This window comes from Deinococcus cellulosilyticus NBRC 106333 = KACC 11606 (assembly GCF_007990775.1).
In the GTDB taxonomy this organism is placed as follows: Bacteria; Deinococcota; Deinococci; order Deinococcales; family Deinococcaceae; genus Deinococcus_C; species Deinococcus_C cellulosilyticus.
The window spans coordinates 222,720-241,664 of sequence record NZ_BJXB01000005.1 but is presented as its reverse complement, the minus strand read 5'-3'; the positions used below and the strand labels follow the sequence as shown (position 1 = coordinate 241,664).

Below are 18,945 nucleotides of genomic sequence, written 5' to 3'. Positions count from 1 at the left end.
TAGCGGATCTCTTTCTGGTGGAGCTGAGGGGATTCGAACCCCTGACCTTCTGAATGCCATTCAGACGCGCTCCCAACTGCGCCACAGCCCCGAAAGCGAGAGTAAGAATATCAGTGAATCTCGCTCCTGTCAATACCCCCCTTGCGCAAGAAATGCACGGATGGTTTCTGCTGTTTGCTGGACAGTGTTTTTGTGTTCTTCATTGACATGCTCTCCATGCAGCTCAAAACTGCGCAGGTAGAGTTTGAGGGTCGCCTCTCCCCTCTCGAAGACAGATGCTCCTGTGAAACCCAGCATGGTCCAGAAGTGTTCCTTCCACTCCGGGTCCGGTTCTGCCTGATGGATGGTGCTCCAGTAGCGGTTTTCGGTGACGATCAGGGCTCCACTGGCAAAGGCACTGATTTCGGCGAGGGACCATTTGATGCCCTCCATGGCGAACATGCACTTTTCTGCATTGTGGGTCAGCAGGGCACCCATGATCTTGTGGCATTCTTCGATGGTGTTGTACAGGTGGGACCCGATGCGGCCCAGTGCCCCTTCACGGACCTGGCTCCAGTCGAAAGCCTGGGCGCGGGTCTGCAGGGCAGCAAAGCGGCCTTCAGGGTCATGCAGAATCCGGGTGTGCCTCATGCCCTCGATGTTCCACAGGGCCGTCTGGGCATCGGTGAAGGCCAGTTCCTTGCGGTCCCAGGTGTAGAAACTCACGGTGACCAGTCGGCCATCGAGGTAGGCAATGCGCTGCTGGTAGGTGGGCACAGTCTGGTAGACCGCATGCAGGTCAAGGTCGCTGTAGGGCACTTCTTCGCCCCGCGAGAAGCTCCCGAGGAGCAGCACGGCTTCTGCACCCTCCTGAACAAGCTGTTCGGTGATGGTTCCAAGGATGTCCATTCCCCCCATTGTGCGCAAAGCCCTGCAAAAGCACATCGGCTGAACGGCACAGTGGTGCAGACATGGCGCAGTGAAGATGCTTACAGGAGAGGCCCCGGTCAGGAGGAACGCTGGTCCAGCTTTTTGAAGAGGGCCACTGCCTCTGGACCCAGTTCTGCGAAAAAGGCCCGGTCCACCGCCTCCACCAGAGGGATGCTCTGCTCGATCATGGTGTGACCTTCAGGGGTCACCTGCAAGACCTTGGCGCGGGTGTCTCTGGGGTGTGGCAGGCGGGTCACCCAGCCTTTCTGTTCCAGCGTCCTGAGCACCTGTGAGGTGGTCATGGGGTCCATCTGGGCGTGGTCGGCGAGGCGGATCTGGGTGATGTGCGCCTCGCGGGTGCAAAGCCAGCCCAGACTGGCCAGCAGCACAAACTGTGCGTGGGTCAGGTTCAGGGGGTCGAGCACCTGCCGGACCTGCCTTTGCCACCTGCTGGTGATGGTCCACAGCAGAAAGCCAGGGTTGTCCTGTGGGGTGTCGAATTCGGTGGGGAAATCTTCGGACATGGTGGGTGAGCGGTCAGCCATCAGCGGTCAGCAGGCAGATGGCACAAGCTGTTCCCAGTCTACAGCGAAGACTAGGCAGAAAGCAGGTGAGGCACAGAACAGTCATGCAGGGACAGGGGCTTCTGCCAGTGCAGCAAGTTTCTTGAGGGCAGGAGGCAGGTGTGCCGCAATGCTCTTGCCGATGGTGGCGGCATAACGGTCATAATCGGGTCCGATCAGGTGAATGGTGTGCGTGATTTTGAGGCCTTCGGGCGTGGCTTCAAGGGTGTGGTGGAACTTGAGCACGGCTCCGGGAAGGTGGGTTTCATCCGAGAAGCTTTTGAAAGGATCAACGTGCAGGAGGGTGAAAGGAATGGGTGTCATGCCTTTTGGGGTGAGGGTTCCTGTTGTGCCTGCTTCAAAAGGGCCTGAGAGGGTGCAAGCGTCGAGTTCGCTGTCCCATCTGGGCCACCCTGCCACATCGGTGTAAAGGAACCAGACCTGCTCTGCACTGGCACGGGTGTGTTCACTCACTCGAATCATCCACATAAATCCTCCTTCCATATGCTTACATATTATATGTATACTTATATATTGTCAATCCTTGATCGATCCCTGTAAAAAACCTTTTCACTCCCGTTTCGCGTTAGATTAAGGACAACATGACCACCACACACAGACCCTTCGGACTGGCCCTCGGAGGTGGAGGGGCCAGAGGATTCGCCCACATCGGGGTGTTCAATGTTCTGGACAGGCTCGGCGTGCGTCCCAGTTGCATTGCTGGAACCAGCATGGGTGCCCTGCTGGGGGCATTTTATGCTGCAGGTTACTCCGCTTCAGACATCCGCAAGATGGCCGCCACAGCACCCGTCCTGAGGCTCCTGAAACTCAACATCGGATCGGGCCTCCTCAACAACATTGCTTTTGAGGCTTTTTTAAAGCAATACCTCCCTGAGCGCTTCGAAGACCTCAAAATGCCCTTCACCATCACTGCAACAGACCTGATCAGCGGAAACTCGGTGTATTTCAACCACGGATCACTGGCCCAGGCCCTGCGCTGCACAGTGGCCTACCCCGGCCTGATTGATCCCGTGTGGATCGGAGACCAGCTTCTGGCAGATGGAGGCATCCTCAATGAAGTCCCGGTGGATGCAGTGATGTTCATGGGGGTCAGGCCCATCATCGCTGTGGATGTCACCTTTGTGAACGGACCCGAGTACGAAGGGGAAACCAGCCCTCCCAAAGGACAGTTCCAGAAAGACAAACGGGTGGGACTCCTGCCCACTGCCCGCAGAACCATCATCGTGATGCAATCTCAGATGACCGAAATGCGACTGGCCATGTACAAACCTGACCTGCTTTTGCGCCCCAGCGTGCTGCCCAGAATCGACACCGAAAACTTCTGGAAACTGGATGAGGCCGTCAAACTTGGAGAGGAAGCTGCCACCTTGCAGGAGGACAGGATTCGGGAGCTTCTGGGGTTGTAAACGGCAGAAGGCTGAGTGCAGAAGGCAGAAGGCCAAAAGCACGTACATGCTGCTGAATCCTTAAAGGCTTCAAAGCAACAAGGAAATGGGTTCTTTTGCCACGGTTTTGAGGTTGACTGCAGCTTTCAAGAAGCAAGAGCCCGGGCATTTTACAGCCTTCTGCCTTTTGCCTTCTGCCCTTTCAGGATGATTTTCATCTCTTTCACAGGTATCCTGTGAGATGTTGTATTGCCGCCCCGGACCAAGAGGGGCGCTTGACCGAGAAAGGAAAGGCATGTCGGACAAACCGAAAAAAAGTTTTCTGAGGTCGCTGTGGGACGACATCATCCGGCCCTGGGGGGAAGCGATCCTCTTTGCGTGGGCCATCACCACATTTCTTGTTTCCATGGTCGGCGTGGACGGCAACAGCATGCTGCCGAACCTGCGCTGGGGGGAACGTGTGGTCATTCCCAAATATGAAACCTGGCTGCACCGTCTGGGGTACGGCAGTTTCCAGCGTGGAGACATTCTGGTGGTGAAACCCCCGCTGGATTCTCCCGGATCGCAGATGTCCTTTCTGGGCCTGTGGACTTACCGTCCTTTCTTCATCAAGCGTGTGGTGGGCCTCCCCGGAGACAAAATCCGTGTCTCTGCAGGTGAGGTCTTTGTCAATGGAGAGAAACTGAATCAGGCAGGCATCACCGATTACTGGCAGGCACAGGGCTGCTGGGACATTGACAGCGAAGAGGCAAACCACGCTGCTGCACTGCGCAACGCCAAAAACGAGCAGACCCGCCTTGATGAAGAGATCACGGTACCGGAAGGCCAGTACTTTGTGATGGGAGACAACCGCTCCCCCAACGGCAGTGAAGACAGCCGGATCATGGGCACGGTTCCCCTCAAGGACATTGCGGGCCGTGCTGCACTGGTGGTCTGGCCGTTCGTGCGCAAAGCAGAAGCGAAGTGGGATTGTGTTTCGAGCCCCAGCAAAGGCAAAGATGGCGCAGAACTCACTGGAGCCACCCAGCTGAACATCCGGCTCCTGCAGCGTCCTGAAGGCTTCAAAGCCATTCCCTGAGTCCATTCACACCATCAAAAAGAAACCGGGCAAAACTGCCCGGTTTTTCATTCGTCCTCTTCTTCCTGTTCAATGGGCTGAATGGAGGTGTTCTCCTCGGTGACCTCGCAGCCTGATGTCCGCATGAGGTCCGAAACCATCTTCAGGGTGTCCTGCACCCACTGGTAATCGTTGGAGATGGTGACCACCCCGATCACTTCCCAGTCGTGGGCATCCAGACCATCCAGACGCGCCACCGTGACAGGGTAGCGGGATTTGAGTTTTTCGGTCACGGGTTTGATCAGGGCACGTTTCTCTTTGAGGGAGCGCACCCAGGGGGCTTCCAGCCTGCAGATGTAGGTCCCGATGTAGCCGAGCATCAGGCCAGTTTATCGCCTGGTGCGGTCTCGCTTCTGGAGCCAAGGTGACGAACAGCGTAAATGCCCTGGGACCTGAATCCTTCTGCATCGGCCACCTGATCGGGGGTCAGGCAGGTGTGAAGCTCATAGATGGCGGTGTCGTAAGCACTCTTGGAGCAGGCTTTCAGCAGCCCTGTGAGGGTGCCTTCTGGTGCGTCTGGATGAATCATGATGCGGCTGATCCACACGGTGGGTTTGTCTCCGTGCCACACGCTCTGGGCCAGCACTGCACCGTGGATCACATCATCAAATTCAGCAACAAAGGAGTGCTCGGTGCGTTGAAAAAAGCGCAATGAGGCCTCTGTGGTGCGGATGCGGCCTTCTTTTTCCTTCTCAGGGAGGGAATCGAAAGTGGGCTCTTCCTGAAGCAGAACAATTCGCTCCAGAGCGACGATGGCATCATGGTCAATCTCGGTGAAGGCTCGGTAGCGCATATCTGTAACCTATCATGCCTGAAGTTGCCCTTTGTCCCGCAGGCACCCATTCAGGAACACATCGATGGAGGCCTCCAGAATCTGCTTCTCCTGCAAGATGGGGTTCCGGCTCAGGTGCATCTGTGACCCGTGAATCACACTGCTGAACATCACTGCCAGAATCTGTGGGTCCCCCTGCACGCTGCCCTGCTGGATTTCCCGCTCGAAAAGCCCGGTGAGGCGGGCCAGCGTCTGGCGCATGTGCTTCCGGGCATGCATTTCAGCTTCTGCAACCTGTTCACGCTTGTCACTCGCTCCAGTGATGACGGCCATCAGGGGGTTGAAGCCTCCAGTGTACAGGTGGGCCACCTGAATGAGGCGGTCCCTGAGGGGCAAAGAGGTGTCCTCGGTGAAAATCTCCTGCTCCTGCTGATCGGCCTGCTTCAGCAAGGCTTCCAGAATGGCCTGCTTGCTGGAGTAGTGCCGGTACACCGCAGGCTTGGTGATGCCCGCCCTGGCCGCAATCTGCTCCAGGGTGGTGACCCGGTAGCCCTGCTCCGCGAAAAGCTCACGGGCAATGTCCAGCAGAATGTGTTTGGTGTCGGTATGGCGTGGCATGGTGTCTCCTCTGGCGTCTATCACTTTACCTGAGAAAGCCATCAGCTTTCAGCGGTCAGCCTTCAGCAGGCCTGGTGCCTGTCGTTCAAAGTGTACAAAACAAGACTCAAGGCAAAAGAGGCTCAGGGGTGTTTTGCTTCCTGGGTCCTGTTGCTCGCAGCCATCACGGCTTCCTCGAGGCTGAAAGCTGACCGCTGATCGCTCCTGTCAAACTGCAAACCATGCAACCATAAACTTCAAAACTTCCTAGTACAATACCTCTCATGACGGTCCGTGATCAGTTGATTGACCTCTCCAAGGCACTGAGGCAGTACCACAGTGTGCTTCTGGAGCATTCAAAGCGCGAATATGAAGTCAAGTTCGAGCCCATTTCCTCTCCCTTTGCCTACTTCCAGCTGGTGGTCAACCATCCCCATTTCCAGTGGTTGCGTCCCCTCTCGGGTCTGATGGCCACGCTGGATGAGGTGATCGACGCCAAGACCCCACTGACCGAACAGAACATCATGGACACCCACAAGGCCCTTGCCATGCTGTTCAGTCCTGTGGAAACCAGCTTTGCGGAGTTCCGCAAGGAGTATTCCCGCTTCAAGGACTTTTCGGATGTGAAGTTCGCAGAGGCCCGCTGGAGGGCCCTGATCGAGGAGACGTTGAATTGAAGTTGATTGTGGGTCTGGGCAACCCTGGATTAGAGTATGCCCAGACGCGTCACAATGTGGGTTTCATGGTGCTGGACCTCCTGGCAGCAAGGCTCGGGGTGCGCTTCTCACACCGTGGCAATGCCGAGGTGGCAGAGGGGCGCATCGGCACCGAGAAGGTGATTCTGGTCAAACCCCACACCTACATGAACCTGTCCGGTCAGGCGGTGGTGCCCCTGATGCGCTTCTACAAACTGCACCCGGAGGACATGCTGGTGGTGCAGGACGACCTGGACATGCCCTTCCGCATGATGAAATTCAGGCACGGAGGGAGTTCTGGCGGGCAGGGCGGCATCAAGAACATCACCCAGCTTCTGGGATCGGAGAACTTCACCCGCCTGAAGATCGGGATTGACCGTCCTCCACCGAAATACGATGTGCCCAGGTGGGTGCTGTCCAAATTCCGCCCGGAGGAGCAGCCTGATCTGGAGAAGCTTGTTGATCTGGGCATGCAGGCTGCGATCAGCTGGGCAGAGCAGGGTCTGGAGAAAGCCCAGTTGAAATTCAACGGCACGGACCTGAGGCCCAGACCCCCGAAGAAAGCAAAGGAGACCCTGAAGATTCCCATGCGAGTGAAGATGTGCGGGATGACCCGCGTTGAGGATGCGGTGCTGGCGGAGCGGCTCGGGGTGGATGCCATCGGCCTGATCTTTGCCCCGTTCAGCAAACGGCATGTGACTCCGGAGCAAGCCCGCAAGATCAGCCTGAGCCTGTCCGTGCTGCCTTCACGGGTGGGGGTTTTCGTGGACACGCCACTGGAAGAGCTCCTGAAAACCGCAGACACGGCCCGACTGACTGCCGTGCAGCTGCATGGCAATGAATCCCCTGAATTTGCAGCGCAGGTGGCAGCGCATTTCCCTGTGATCCGGGCCTTCCGGGTCAAGGATGCCACCCTGGACCTGTCTGAATGGCAGGATTTCACAGTTCTGCTCGACGGCAGTGAGCCAGGATCAGGACAGGCTTTTGACTGGTCCCTGTTGCCCAGCCTGAAGCCCCCGAAACGCTGGTGGCTTGCTGGAGGGCTTGGCCCACAGAACGTTGTGGCTGCTCTGGAAGCCGTAAAGAATCATCTGCCAGTGGGCGTCGATGCCGTCACCCATCTGGAAGCCAGCCCGGGAATCAAAGATCCTGCGCGAATGCGGGCATTTATGCAGAATCTTCGTTCTCGGGACTGACAATACCCTGATCTTTCTGCCCATCCAGAACGTTATCCACAAGTTATCCACAGTTATCCACAGGTTCTGGCAGACCTGTGGATAACTTTTTTATTCACTGTTTTTGTTGTTCAGAACTGCGAATTTTCGTGTCCCACTATTCACTAATTCTGAATATCCACAGGGGGGCTGTGGAAAACTTTTCGGGTTATCCACAAGGACTGTGGATGACATATGCAGGGTCCCTGCATAGAGCTTTGTTAGTATATCGGATTTCAGCTGAATGTCAACTGTAGTCAACCTGTGAGCCAGAGAAAGGTGCAGAATCTTCTTTCTAAAGACATCACCAAAACAGAACCCCAGGGTAAAGCAGCCGCCCGTCCAACTCTGTCACCAACCTCTCTGACAGCGCTTCAGGAGACCCGCACTTAAACGGTTTGAGGTTTGCTGCCCAGCGGCTCCACCAGGCTGACATCCCCCGCAGTGATGCAGGTGCGGACCCCTTCATGTTCAATCCACAGGCCTCTGGCGTCCACATCCACGGCAAGACCTTCAATGGGGCCTTTTGCGGTTTGCACCCGCACCTGACGGCCCAGGGTGCCACTGTATTTGCGCCAGGCCTGCAAGACGGCCATCTCGGTCATGCCTGTCCAGGTTTCCAGTTGAAACAGGATGCGGGAAAGCACCTCCACCCGACTGACTTTCTTGATGTAACTCCCCAGGCCCACCGCCCCCTCGGGAAGGCCTTCTGGAACCACGTTGATTCCAATGCCCAGCAGCACATGGTGCACTTCTTCTCCACGCACATCGGCTTCCAGCAGGAGTCCTGCCATCTTGCCTTTCTCGGTGAGCAGGTCATTGGGCCACTTGAGGTAACCGACACCGCAGGCTTCCCGGACCGCCACGCCTGCCATCAGGGGGAGTAAAGACAGTTCCGAGAGGGAAAGCTGTGGCCTGAGGATGATGGTGAAGTACAGGCCAGAACCTGTGGGGGTGCTCCACACCCTGCCTCTGCGACCCCGGCCCTGGCTCTGCTTTTCGGCCAGCACGACTGTGCCATGCGGGGCACCCGATTCTGCAAGCTTGCGGGCCACGTCCTGGGTGCTGGTCACGGTGCCGCAGTAATGGTACTCCTGCCCAAAAGACCCTTTGAGATGTTTTTGCAGGGCTGCAGGGGTGGGGGTGCCAGGCAACAGACGGTACCCTTTGGGTTTTTCTGCCACCACAGGGTAGCCATCTGCCTGCAGGCGCTGGATCTGCTTCCAGACGGCCACACGGGTCACCCCGAAACGCTCGGCAATGGCTTCACCGCTCTGGATCTGTTCGGTGAGTAAGGTCAGCAGGTCCATGCTCATCTTCTGGCCGTCACCACCAGGAGGCCCAGCCCAGCGAGCACATACAGGGCATCTGGGGCCCATGCAGCGATGACAGGAGGCAGAGCACCGTTTTCTCCCATCACCCGAAACACGCTCCAGGTGGCGTAATACAGAAAAGTCAGGCTGAGCACCCACACCAGACCCACGTTGGTTCCAGAACGGAAGGAATACAGGGCCAGGGTCACCGCAAAAAATCCGAAGGCAATGGCAGCAGCAGGCTCTGCGAACTTGCGTTGCAGTGCAGTGTTTTCAGCGTAAGCAGGGAAACCCTGGTCTCTGGCCTGCTTGACCCGCGTCCAGAGTTCCTGAATGGTCTGGTTGACCAGCACGGACTTCAAGCCTCCTGTGAAGGTTGCCTGCAGGTCCTGCACGGGCAGTCTGGCTTCCTTGAAGGAAGCAATGGTCACAGGTTTGGCATCGCGGTAAGTCACCCGCTGACCGTCGTACAGCACGATTGTTCCCGTGGAGTTCTCCAGAATCCCGCGTTCTGCAGAGATCAATTCACGGGGAGGCTCTGCAGTGTTGAGCTGGATCACCTGCACCCCCCTGAGCTGGTTTCCTGGCAGAATCTCATCAATGTAAATGGCACGGTTGAGGGCATCCTTGAAGACGGTTCCCTCCTTCACCAGCACACGCGGGTTGTCCAGCAGGATGTCCCGCTGCGTTTGCAGGGCCTGCTCGGTGCTCCTGGGCACAAAGAGGGCCACATTCAGGAAGCTGACCAGGGCCACCACCACGCTGAGCACCATGACCGGGCTCATCAGGCGTCTGGGAGAAATCCCTCCGGCCAGCGCACTCTTGATTTCGCTGTCTGCAGCCAGACGGGTCATGGCAATCAGCACAGCAAAAAGCAGAGCAATGGGCAATCCACGTCCCACAGCTTCAGGGATGCTGTAGGCGATCAGTTTTCCCACCAGCAGAGGATTTGCCCCCTTCGCCAGGATGGGACCGAGCACCTCAATGAAGACGGCGATCAGCAGCAGCAGAACCACCACCAGCATCCCGGCCATCAACAGGGGCAGGATCTCCCGGATGACGTACTCATCGATGCGGCGTCTCACACAAGCCTCCTCATCAGGCCTGCACCCAGCAGCACGAACACCCCATCAGGAAGCCATGCAGCAAGCCAGACGGGCAACGCACCGACTTTGGCAAGTTCTGGCGTGTAAGACCACAGCACGTAATACACAAAAATCAGCAGGATCACCGAAATGAACGCCCAGGAGCGGTCCCTGAGCAGCAGACCCAGTGCAGCAGCAGCAAAAGCAAAACAGAAAGCAGAAAGGGGCTCTGCAAACCTTCTCTGCAACTCAAAGCGCAGCGAACGCTCAGTTTCCAGACTGATGTTTCCAGAAGCCAGTTTGCGCTGGATCTGGGAAATGGACAGGTACTCTGGCAGAGGGGTAAACTCCACCAGCTTTCCAGAGTAAGGAAAGGTTTTGCGGGGCTCAAAGGTCGGGGCCTGGTTTTCCCCGGCCACCTTCCAGACACTGAACAGCTCCCAGGTCTGCTGTCTGGAATCCCACTGTCCTCCCATTGCGGTGTACGTCCCTTCAGGAGAACGAACCATCACACCCGAAAGTTGCGCCATGTCCGGTGTGGTCTGGCGGATGCTGCTTGCACTGTACAGCACCCCATCTTGCACCTGGGTGAACAGCTGTTCTTCTTTGGGCGGTGGAGCCCCGTTGTACACAATGTTGATGGTGTCCCACCACCTGGCATTCGCCACCGGACGGATGTTGGCATCCAGAAAGAACAGCACCCCACTCACCACCGCACCCAGCAACAGCAGTGGGGCCAGCAGGCGGCTCGGGGTGATCCCTGAAGTGAAGATCACTTTCAATTCGCTGTCTTTGGCCAGACGCCCGAGACCAAGCAGGATGGCAAAAGGAACGGCCACAGGCAGCGCCTTCGAAATGAAATCGGGCATGCGCAGGGCAAACATCAGCAGGGCTTCGTTCAGCGGTGTGCGGTTCCGGAGCATCACTCCCACCGTGGAACTGAGCAGGTCTGTGGTCATCAATATGGTGAAAACCACGAAGCCCACCAGATAAAGCGGCAGCACTTCGCGCAGCAGATAGCGAGTCAATTTAAGAACCACGCATGGATTCTAGCAAGGCTGCATGAGAGAAGGCCATAGGGGAAGCTTCCACATGGAAGTGATCCTGCAGTTGAAAACCCTGTCTTTGTTTGGCAGCCGAGGGCCGAGCGACCCAGCGCTGAAGAAGACATATTTGAGGCGCGTTGTAGGGGTCAAGACAGGGCCGAGGGCCACAAAAAGCAAAAGCTGATGCTTTGATATCAGGAATGTGAGGTCTGATGTGCATGGGTTTAAATTGCTCTTGGCCGTCGGCTCTGGGCTCTCGGCTTTTAGATAAATGTCACTACTCAACCCTGCCCAAAATCGGCACAATGGATATGATGTCCGAGTTTCAATTTGTGTACCCCACCCCCACCGAAGTGCTGGAACAGCATCCGCTGCATCCTCACCTCAATGTGTTCCGACCGGCCCACAAGCAGCATTCGGCCCTGGTTGGCATCACCGCACTTGAAGAGGGCAGTGTGGGGACCGTGCTGTGTGACGGTCAGGTGGTGTGCTATGCCACCCTCCATCCACCGGACAGATACCAGCGTTTTGGAGAGGCCACTGTGGAAGGCATTCTGGAACTCGGGGCTGTGGAAAGTGCCCCGGAATTCCGCGCCCAGCGTCTGGCCCGCAGGTTGCTGGATGTGATGATGCCTCCGGAGAGCTTTCAGGAGAACATCATCATTGCAACCCTGTACCACTGGCATTACGATCTGGAGAACACCGGGCTTTCCACCTACGCCTACCGCAGGTTGCTGGAGAAACTGTATTCACGGGTGGGTTTTGTGGTGATGAAAACCGACGACCCTGAAATCATCTCCTACCCGGGCAATGCCCTGATGGTGCGCATGGGGAGTGAGGTCCGGGAGGAGTTGCAGGCGGAATTTGAGCGCCTGAGGTTCCTGAGGAGCACCCGGGGCCTGGACCTGAGCCGCTGAAAACATCAAGGTTTGAACACATCAGGTGTGGACAGAAAGACCTGCCCAGGCATAGGCTGGAGGCAGCTTGAAACTGTGACTTTTTGCCATGCCCTTCAGGAGGAAGCCATGCTTGTTCGGGACATCATGACCAGACATCCCCTCTCTGTCCAGCCGGACACCAGCATTCATGACGCTTTTCTGGTGATGCAGGAAAACCAGATCCGCCACCTGCCCATCATGCAGGATGGGAAACTGCTCGGGATGGTGTCCAACCGGGACATCCGCTGGGTGGTTTCTGCTTTTGTGACCCCGGATGTGAAAGCCCTGCAGGAGCAGACCATCGAGCGCCTGATGGTCCGTCCGGTCCTGACGGTGGACGAGGACCAGCCCATCGAAGAGGCCGCTCGCATCATGCGGACCCACAAAGTAGGGTCCCTGATGGTGCTGAATGACGAGGATCAGGTGGTCGGCATTGTGACAGGCATTGACCTGCTGGACGCCATCATCAACCTGACCGGGGTGCACCAGCCCAGCAGCCGTCTGGAGGTCGAACTGAAAAGCGAACCCGGCGAACTTGCGCGGGTGAGCCAGCTCATGGCCAATCTGGGCATCAACATCGTTTCGGTCCTGACCAGCCAGACCGACGACCAGCACCAGCGCTTCCTGTTCCGCATCCAGACCATGAATGTGCGAGCAGCGGCCCACAAGCTGCGGGAAGCCGGATTTCAGGTGGTCTACCCGCAATGAACGTCCTGACCCCCACGGCTTTCATTTACTCGTCTGAGTACCAGAAGTACAAACTGGGACCAGACCATCCTTTCAAGAGCATCCGTGGAGAACTCACCCTGTCGTTGCTGCGGGAACTGAACGCCATCCGTGACGAGGACCTGCACCTGCCCCTCTCCATCACCGACGCAGAACTGATGCTGACCCACGCAAAGGATTACGTGAACATGGTCAAAAGTGCCTCGGTGGGCGAGCATCTGGAACGGGCCAGGGAGTTCGGGCTGGACACCACCGACACCCCCACCTTTCCGGACATGCATGAGGCCACCCTGTCCATCGTGGGCGGCACCGTCAAAGCAGTCGAACTGGTGATGGACGGAACCTACAAAAGGGCTTTCAATGTGGGCGGAGGCCTGCACCACGCCCAGCACCGCATGGCCGCAGGTTTTTGCGTGTACAACGACCTCTCGGTGGCCGCCAGACGCCTCAGCATGGCCGGATATAAGGTTGCCTACCTCGACATCGACGCCCATCACGGAGATGGGGTGCAGATGCTGCACTACCATGACCGCCATGTGCTGACCATCAGCCTGCACGAGAGTGGCCGCTACCTGTGGCCCGGAACCGGAAGCACCTACGAGCTCGGTCAGGGGGATGGCAGCGGATACAGCCTGAATGTGCCTTTAGAGCCCTACACCCAGGACCACAGTTTTCTGGAGGTGATGGACCTGCTGCTTCCAGAAGCCTTCGAGTGGTTCCAGCCTGATGTTCTGCTCCTTCAGGCCGGATGTGACCCACACCAGCAAGACCCCCTGGCGGACCTGTGCCTGACCGTGCAGGGCATGTCCCACATTTACGAACGCATTGTGCGCTACGCAGACACCTACTGCTCAGGGCGCATCGTTGCCACAGGAGGTGGAGGCTACGCCACTTACAATGTCGCTCCCAGAGCGTGGGCCCTCCTGTACCTGGCCCTCAGCGGTCAACCTGTACCCGAAGTCCTGCCTGAAAGCTGGCGCGAAGCCTGGCTTTCCCCCAACCCCACGGAAGACCCCATCCCGGCCCACTGGTGGGACGATGCCGTGGAAATCCCCAGAAAGCAGGAGATCGAGCACCGCAACCGCCGCACGGTGGAAAGGCTGCTCAGGGACTGGCGGGATGTGCGGAAGTGAACAGAAAGCAGAAGGTCAAACGAGCGGATGAGCCTTCATTGCCTTCTGCCCTAAAATGGAACCCGTATGCGAATCACTTTCCTGAGACACGGGCGTTCCCGTGCAGACGATGAAAACGTCATTGAAGGCCGTTATGACAGTCCCCTCACAGAAGTGGGCCTGGAGCAGGCGCGCAAACTGGCTGCTTACTGGGCGGCGAATCCACCAGGGTTTGATCGGGTGGAAGCGTCAACGCTGGTCCGGGCCAGCAGAACCGCTGAGGTTGTCTGTGAGCCTCTGGGGCTGACCCCCATTCCCACCCCGAACTGGATGGAACTGGACAACACCCCCATTGCGGGCATGACCCGGGAAGAAGCCCATGCAAAATACCCCATGCCTGATTTCCGGCACAGGTTTCAGAACCGCACTGTGGACGGGGGCGAGAGCAAAGAAGCGGCAAGACGGAGGGCAAGCCTGGCCCTGGAAAACCTGTTTCAATCCGGGGCAGAGAACGCCCTGGTGGTGTCACATGGAGGCATCCTCAATGCAGCCTTGCATGTGCTGATGGGGTGCAGTGCGGATTGCGTGTTCCCTTTCGGGGACACGGGATTTGCCACCATTGAATTGCCCCGTGACCGGGCCAGTGTGATTGTGCTGGGTCTGCGCCAGCAACCTCACCTGCGGGAAGTGTAGGCCCTGACCCGCTCCTGAATGGTCTGGGCAGATTCCCGCACCAGTGCGGTCTGCTCGGGCCAGAACAGGTCCGGAAACTGGGACAGCTCAAACCAGCGCACCCCCTGGGTGTGTCGGGGATCGGTGGGGACCCCACTCACCTGACGGGTGATGAACAGGAAGAAATGCTGGGTGATCCAGATGCCTTTTTTCAGGCCGTAGCGTTCTTTCACGCCGAGCTTGCCCAGCGAAACAATTTCGGTGAGGCCAGTCTCTTCCCGGACCTCCCGAATGGCGGCCTGCAGCAGGCTCTCCCCTCTTTCCACGCCACCTTTGGGGAGCGCCCACTGTCCACCCACCTCCTGGGCCACCGCCACATGAATCTGCCCCTGTTTCAGACGGACAATCACTCCGCCTGCAGAGGTGCGGTCCTTCACCTGGGTGGTGCGGTGGTACCAGGATTCATCAATTTTCAGTGTTGATGCCATAGGTTTCAGTATAGGACAGGGAGCCACCGGCCTGATCCTCCACGGCAAGTTCAAAGTTCGGCCATGTGGAGGGTGTGAAGCGATCAGCTTTCAGCCATCAGCGAAAGAGGCTTTGATGCTTTTGCTGCAGAGCATGGAAAGGTTTGACCTGTGGTGGAAAGAGAAGCGTCTATCTGGCTGAAGTCAAAGCACCCCTGTGTTGTTGTGCTGACGGCTGAGGGCTGACGGCTGACCACAAGGACATCGACCCATCAGCGGCTTTGCATTCCCTCTCAAAGGTGCTGGTACTGTCGGGTCACGTCCCGGAACTGCTCCACCTGCTGGCTGACTTTCTGCTCGGAGGTCTGCAGTTCTTCCCTGAGGATCTGGGCCACCCTGGAGGCGGTTTCTGTGGCTGCACGGGCATTGAGCAGAATGGCACGGGTGCGTCTGGAGAGGATGTCCTCGACGGTACGGGCCATTTCGTAGCGCACAGCGAAGCGCACTTCTGCTTCGAGGTAGGGCAGGTCCGGGTGCAGTTTCTGGTCTGCTCCGGGGAGGGTCAGGACCTTTTCGGCGTCCGTTCCGTACACCTTGAGGGGCTCGGAGAGGGCGTCTGTGGTGTGACCGTGCAGTTTCAGGGCTTCGGTGCGGTGGGGGGTGTCCCGGAGTCCAGTCGCCTCGATGGCCCGGTCAATGGCGTCCTGTCCCATGCGGCGGTAGGTGGTCCATTTGCCTCCGGTGATGGTGATCAGGTTGCTCTGGGACACCCGGATGGTGTGGTCCCGGGAGAGGGCCGCTGTGGAGCTTGCCCCTTCTGCTTTGACCAGGGGCCTGAGGCCCACAAAAATGCTTCTGATGTCCGTCTCGGAGGGCTGTTTTCCCAGGTACCTGCGGGCGGTTTTGAGGATGAAGTCCACTTCCTGCGGCAGGGCGTGCGGTTCCAGGCTGACGTCTGGCACAGCGGTGTCGGTGGTTCCAACCACCACTTTGCCGTGCCAGGGCACCCCGAACAGGACCCGTCCGTCGTCGGTTCTGGGGATCATCAGGGCGCGGTCACCGGGAAGGAATTCCTGATCCAGCACAAGGTGCACCCCCTGACTCGGAGAGAGCATCGGGCGCACCTCGGGTTCGTCCATGCGGCGCACAGCATCCACAAACACTCCAGTAGCGTTGATGACGGCTTTTCCACGCACCTCGTATTCGGTGCCTGTTTCGCTGTCCTGCACCTTCACACCAGCGACTTTGCCGTGCTCTTTGATCAGGCCCCTGACCGGAGCGTAATTGAGGGACACCCCGCCAAGGTCATGCAGGGTCCGCATCAGGGTGATGGCGAGCCTGGCATCATCGAATTGACCATCGTGGTACAGCACGCCGCCCTGCAGACCTTTGTGCTTGAGGGTGGGGATGGATTCCAGCACCTCATCGCGGCCCAGTATCCTGCTTTTCCCGATGTTGAGGCGTCCGGCAAGCAGGTCGTACATCTTCAGGCCAATCCCGTAGAAGGGTCTGGACCACCAGTCGTAGGCAGGAATCACAAAGCCCAGGCTGCGCACCAGATGGGGTGCATTTCGGCTGAGGAGTCCACGCTCGTGGAGGGCTTCGCGGACCAGCGAAACATTGCCCTGTGCCAGGTAACGCACACCACCGTGCACCAGTTTGGTGCTGCGGCTTGAGGTGCCTTTGGCAAAGTCATGGGCTTCAAGAAGCAGGGTTTTGTACCCTCTGGCGGCGGCATCCACGGCAGAACCCAGGCCGGTTGCCCCTCCGCCGATCACGATCACATCGAAAGTGTCGCTGAGCCTGTTGAGTGCGTTCTGCCTGTTCATGTGTGCCTCCGTCTCTATTTGGGGGGTTGTGTCCCTGAAGTTCTGTCGGATGGGTGACGATGCAAGAAATGACCCTGAAGGGGTGGATATCCTTCACAGTAAAACAGCCTGGTCAAAACATCAAAAGGTTTGAACATCTGTTCACTGGTTTTTCGGCAAGTGGAGCAATCAGGCGCTCCAGGCACCTGCAGATACAATGCAAACATGGAAGCAGAAATTCCAAAACTGATGGTCTTGAGGGGAAATTCCGGTTCCGGCAAAAGCACCACCGCCCGGGCGCTCAGGGAAAAACTGGGGCGTGGGGTCGCCTGGATCGAACAGGACCATTTCCGGCGCATCGTGCTGCGTGAGCATGACCTGCCAGGAGGGGTCAACATCGGCCTGATTGACCTGAACGTGCGGTATGCCCTCTCGCATGGCTACCACGTGATTCTGGAGGGCATTTTTCACAGGGAGCGTTATGCAGAGATGCTGACTCAACTCTACAGGGACCACCCTGCACAGAGCTTTTTCTATTATTTCGATCTTGATTTTGAGGAAACGGTCCGGCGACATGCCACCAGACCACAGGCCACAGAGTTCACCCCTGAGATGATGCAGACCTGGTACACCCGGAAAGATCTGCTTCCCGATGTTCCAGAAACAATGCTGCACTCACATTTGACCCTTGAGGACACCTTGCAAAAAATTCTGCGAGACACAGGACTTGGTCCAGCAGAGTCTCCTGCCAGATAAAAACCTGCTGGATGTCCAGCAGGTCACAAATCCGCTGCAAACCTCAATCTGTCTTTAAGGCTGATCGCTGACCACTGATGGCTGATGGCTGCCCTGAACAATCATGCCTTCTTCGTCGATGTCCGGGTAGGCTTCTCCCCTGTCCTGGTAAATTTCAGCCAGATCCGGGTACAGCCACTCAAAGGTCAGGCGTTTCAGGGTTTCAGGATCGATCTGGGGCTCCTGATACATCCCGGCCACCTGCCGCTGTCTTTGCGCTTCAAACAGGATTGTTGCTGCAGCCACCGAAACGTTCAGGCTCTGCACCATGCCCATCATGGGGATGATGATGTTCTGGTCTGCTGCCTTTGCAGCCGCCTCCGACACGCCCCATTTTTCTGCTCCGAGGAGGATGCAGGTGGGACGGGTGTAATCCACGTCGCGATAGTCCACGGCACGCTCAGAAAGGTGGGTTGCCAGCACCTGAAAGCCCTTCTGCTGCAGGCTTTCGATGGTGGGCAGCACCTCCTTGTGGGTGTGCAGGGGCACCCACTTCTCTGCACTTCCCGAAGTGGCATTGTAGGTGGGCATGCCCCCTCTGGGCACAATGGCGTGGGCTTCCATGGCCCCCACAGCATCACAGGAACGCAGGATCGCCGAGAGGTTGTGGGGCTTGTGCACTTCCTCAAGAAGCACCGTCAGGGTGGGTTGCCGCAAAGAGAGCACCCGCTGGATTTTTTGCAGTCTGGCCTGTTTCAAACCTTGTTCCTCACATTCAAAATCTCCCACTTGGGGAGATGGTTTCTGGTGCACATTGTACTGGACGGAACCCTGTTTACTTCCCGAAGCGCCGTTCCCGGTCCTGGAAACTGCGGATGGCCCTCAAAAAGTCCACCCTGCGGAAAGATGGCCAGTAGGCATCGCAGAAGTAATACTCGCTGTAGGCACTCTGCCAGAGCAGAAAGCCTGAAAGTCGGATTTCGCCACTCGTGCGGATGATGAAATCGGGATCAGGGGCCCCTGCAGTGTCCAGATAGTTTCCAATGTCTGTCACATCCAGTGAGTCGGCAAGTTCCTGCAGAGATTTGCCTTCCTGCACTTTGTCGGCCATCAGGCGTTTGACGGCCCCCACGATCTCTTCGCGGCCACCGTAACCAATGGCGATGTGCAGGACCATGCCCGTGTAGGTGCAGGTGGCTTCTTCCAGTTGCCTGAGGGCCTCGCGGGTCTGCTCGGGGAAATCGTTGATCTGCCCGATCAGTTTGATGCGCACCTTGTTGGCATGGATGCGGGGATCATGCACCATCTTGGCGGCTTCCCGGGTGAAGAGTTCCAGCAGGTCCGCCACCTCCTGCGGGTCCCGGCTCTTGTTGTCCGAAGAGAACACCCACAGGGTCACATGGGGAATGCCCAGCAGCAGGCACCACTCCAGCACCTCGTAAGCCTTGTGCGCACCCACCTCATGTCCGGCCTTGATCTCCTTGTTGAGGCTGCGTGCGAAACGCCGGTTGCCATCCAGAATGATGCCCAGGTGTCGGGGCATCTTCCCGTGGGCCTTTACAGCACGCAGGATGCGACGCTCATACCACCAGTACAGGGGTTTCTGAAGGTCTTCGAAGAAATGAAATGCTTTTCTGATGTTCACCTGGGGGGCACGGGCTTCTCTCATAAGTGTGAATGCCGTGTCCAGCCTGAGTCTGGCACGGCCCATCCGATCCAGTGTAGCACCCTTGTCTGAAAGGGATGTGATGAGGGGAAGGGAAGGCAGAG

The 18,945-nt window shown here is 57.7% G+C and carries 22 protein-coding genes and 1 tRNA gene; 9 read left to right on the top strand and 14 right to left on the bottom strand.

What is annotated here, in order from left to right; translation table 11 throughout:
- Positions 1 to 15 precede the first annotated feature (15 nt).
- From DC3_RS07870 to DC3_RS07855, 4 genes are all read right to left on the bottom strand, one after another.
- Positions 16 to 91, bottom strand: a tRNA-Ala gene (locus DC3_RS07870).
- A 38-nt stretch (positions 92 to 129) separates the two neighbouring features.
- Positions 130 to 888 (bottom strand): nucleotidyltransferase domain-containing protein, encoded by a 759-nt coding sequence (locus DC3_RS07865; RefSeq protein WP_146883730.1) that lies wholly within the window; start codon positions 886 to 888, stop codon positions 130 to 132.
- 98 nt (positions 889 to 986) lie between these two features.
- A complete protein-coding gene (locus tag DC3_RS07860; protein WP_222594717.1) occupies positions 987 to 1,454 on the bottom strand; it encodes a MarR family winged helix-turn-helix transcriptional regulator in 468 nt (155 codons plus the stop codon).
- Positions 1,455 to 1,535: 81 nt separating this feature from the next.
- Positions 1,536 to 1,955: an SRPBCC family protein gene (locus DC3_RS07855; protein WP_186815906.1), complete on the bottom strand. Its 420-nt coding sequence runs from the start codon at positions 1,953 to 1,955 to the stop codon at positions 1,536 to 1,538.
- 119 nt (positions 1,956 to 2,074) lie between these two features.
- On the opposite strand from DC3_RS07855, the gene DC3_RS07850 reads away from it, so the two are divergent.
- Together DC3_RS07850 and lepB are read left to right on the top strand one after the other, a co-directional pair.
- Positions 2,075 to 2,899, top strand: a complete 825-nt coding sequence (locus DC3_RS07850) for a patatin-like phospholipase family protein (protein ID WP_146883726.1) — start codon at positions 2,075 to 2,077, stop codon at positions 2,897 to 2,899.
- A 274-nt stretch (positions 2,900 to 3,173) separates the two neighbouring features.
- Positions 3,174 to 3,956 carry a signal peptidase I gene (gene lepB / locus DC3_RS07845; protein ID WP_146883724.1) on the top strand — a complete coding sequence of 261 codons (783 nt, stop codon included), beginning with the start codon at positions 3,174 to 3,176 and terminating at the stop codon, positions 3,954 to 3,956.
- 47 nt (positions 3,957 to 4,003) lie between these two features.
- On the opposite strand, the gene DC3_RS07840 is transcribed toward lepB, so the two are convergent.
- Genes DC3_RS07840 through DC3_RS07830 form a run of 3 tightly spaced genes read right to left on the bottom strand, consistent with a single transcriptional unit; the run spans position 4,004 to position 5,385 of the window.
- Positions 4,004 to 4,318: a DUF503 domain-containing protein gene (locus tag DC3_RS07840; RefSeq protein WP_146883723.1), complete on the bottom strand. Its 315-nt coding sequence runs from the start codon at positions 4,316 to 4,318 to the stop codon at positions 4,004 to 4,006.
- Positions 4,315 to 4,788 (bottom strand): DUF1999 domain-containing protein, encoded by a 474-nt coding sequence (locus DC3_RS07835; protein ID WP_146883721.1) that lies wholly within the window; start codon positions 4,786 to 4,788, stop codon positions 4,315 to 4,317. The genes DC3_RS07840 and DC3_RS07835 overlap by 4 nt, the downstream gene beginning before the upstream one ends.
- Before the next feature lie 12 nt (positions 4,789 to 4,800).
- The gene (locus tag DC3_RS07830) at positions 4,801 to 5,385 is read right to left on the bottom strand and encodes a TetR/AcrR family transcriptional regulator (RefSeq protein ID WP_186815905.1); all 585 of its coding nucleotides are present in this window, start codon (positions 5,383 to 5,385) and stop codon (positions 4,801 to 4,803) included.
- Positions 5,386 to 5,648: 263 nt separating this feature from the next.
- Here DC3_RS07830 and DC3_RS07825 point away from each other — a divergent pair, with 263 nt between their 5' ends.
- Both DC3_RS07825 and pth read left to right on the top strand, forming a co-directional pair.
- Complete coding sequence (locus DC3_RS07825; protein WP_146883717.1) at positions 5,649 to 6,041, top strand: hypothetical protein; 393 nt, start codon at positions 5,649 to 5,651, stop codon at positions 6,039 to 6,041.
- Positions 6,038 to 7,255, top strand: a complete 1,218-nt coding sequence (gene pth / locus DC3_RS30095) for an aminoacyl-tRNA hydrolase (RefSeq protein WP_146883715.1) — start codon at positions 6,038 to 6,040, stop codon at positions 7,253 to 7,255. Before DC3_RS07825 ends, pth begins: the two co-directional genes overlap by 4 nt.
- Positions 7,256 to 7,662: 407 nt before the next feature.
- On the opposite strand, the gene DC3_RS07815 is transcribed toward pth, so the two are convergent.
- From DC3_RS07815 to DC3_RS07805, 3 genes are read right to left on the bottom strand one after another with little or no spacing between them, the layout of a single operon-like run.
- Positions 7,663 to 8,583, bottom strand: coding sequence for a biotin--[acetyl-CoA-carboxylase] ligase (locus DC3_RS07815; RefSeq protein WP_146883713.1), 921 nt, complete (start codon positions 8,581 to 8,583; stop codon positions 7,663 to 7,665).
- Between the two features lie 2 nt (positions 8,584 to 8,585).
- Positions 8,586 to 9,671, bottom strand: a complete 1,086-nt coding sequence (locus tag DC3_RS07810) for an LptF/LptG family permease (protein ID WP_246130590.1) — start codon at positions 9,669 to 9,671, stop codon at positions 8,586 to 8,588.
- Positions 9,668 to 10,711, bottom strand: coding sequence for an LptF/LptG family permease (locus DC3_RS07805; protein ID WP_146883711.1), 1,044 nt, complete (start codon positions 10,709 to 10,711; stop codon positions 9,668 to 9,670). The genes DC3_RS07810 and DC3_RS07805 overlap by 4 nt, the downstream gene beginning before the upstream one ends.
- A gap of 320 nt (positions 10,712 to 11,031) precedes the next feature.
- Between DC3_RS07805 and DC3_RS07800 the strand changes: the two genes are divergently transcribed.
- The 4 genes from DC3_RS07800 to DC3_RS07785 all read left to right on the top strand — a co-directional run bounded on the left by DC3_RS07800 (position 11,032) and on the right by DC3_RS07785 (position 14,186).
- Positions 11,032 to 11,634, top strand: a complete 603-nt coding sequence (locus tag DC3_RS07800; RefSeq protein ID WP_146883709.1) for an N-acetyltransferase — start codon at positions 11,032 to 11,034, stop codon at positions 11,632 to 11,634.
- A gap of 108 nt (positions 11,635 to 11,742) precedes the next feature.
- Positions 11,743 to 12,363 (top strand): CBS and ACT domain-containing protein, encoded by a 621-nt coding sequence (locus DC3_RS07795; RefSeq protein ID WP_146883707.1) that lies wholly within the window; start codon positions 11,743 to 11,745, stop codon positions 12,361 to 12,363.
- On the top strand, positions 12,360 to 13,514 hold the full coding sequence (locus DC3_RS07790) for an acetoin utilization protein AcuC (RefSeq protein ID WP_146883706.1): 1,155 nt from the start codon (positions 12,360 to 12,362) through the stop codon (positions 13,512 to 13,514). The genes DC3_RS07795 and DC3_RS07790 overlap by 4 nt, the downstream gene beginning before the upstream one ends.
- Positions 13,515 to 13,580: 66 nt before the next feature.
- The gene (locus tag DC3_RS07785; protein WP_146883704.1) at positions 13,581 to 14,186 is read left to right on the top strand and encodes a histidine phosphatase family protein; all 606 of its coding nucleotides are present in this window, start codon (positions 13,581 to 13,583) and stop codon (positions 14,184 to 14,186) included.
- Here the strand turns inward: DC3_RS07785 and DC3_RS07780 are convergent.
- Positions 14,168 to 14,653 (bottom strand): NUDIX hydrolase, encoded by a 486-nt coding sequence (locus DC3_RS07780; protein ID WP_146883702.1) that lies wholly within the window; start codon positions 14,651 to 14,653, stop codon positions 14,168 to 14,170. The two genes, DC3_RS07785 and DC3_RS07780, sit on opposite strands and share 19 nt — an antisense overlap.
- Before the next feature lie 272 nt (positions 14,654 to 14,925).
- Positions 14,926 to 16,461 carry a glycerol-3-phosphate dehydrogenase/oxidase gene (locus DC3_RS07775; RefSeq protein ID WP_146883700.1) on the bottom strand — a complete coding sequence of 512 codons (1,536 nt, stop codon included), beginning with the start codon at positions 16,459 to 16,461 and terminating at the stop codon, positions 14,926 to 14,928.
- Positions 16,462 to 16,665: 204 nt separating this feature from the next.
- Between DC3_RS07775 and DC3_RS07770 the strand changes: the two genes are divergently transcribed.
- Positions 16,666 to 17,196 (top strand): kinase, encoded by a 531-nt coding sequence (locus DC3_RS07770; RefSeq protein ID WP_146883699.1) that lies wholly within the window; start codon positions 16,666 to 16,668, stop codon positions 17,194 to 17,196.
- A gap of 54 nt (positions 17,197 to 17,250) precedes the next feature.
- Here DC3_RS07770 and trmH read toward each other — a convergent pair whose 3' ends face one another.
- Both trmH and DC3_RS07760 read right to left on the bottom strand, forming a co-directional pair.
- Positions 17,251 to 17,934 (bottom strand): tRNA (guanosine(18)-2'-O)-methyltransferase TrmH, encoded by a 684-nt coding sequence (gene trmH / locus DC3_RS07765; RefSeq protein WP_146883697.1) that lies wholly within the window; start codon positions 17,932 to 17,934, stop codon positions 17,251 to 17,253.
- Positions 17,935 to 18,010: 76 nt separating this feature from the next.
- Positions 18,011 to 18,886, bottom strand: coding sequence for an isoprenyl transferase (locus DC3_RS07760; protein WP_246130589.1), 876 nt, complete (start codon positions 18,884 to 18,886; stop codon positions 18,011 to 18,013).
- Positions 18,887 to 18,945 lie beyond the last annotated feature (59 nt).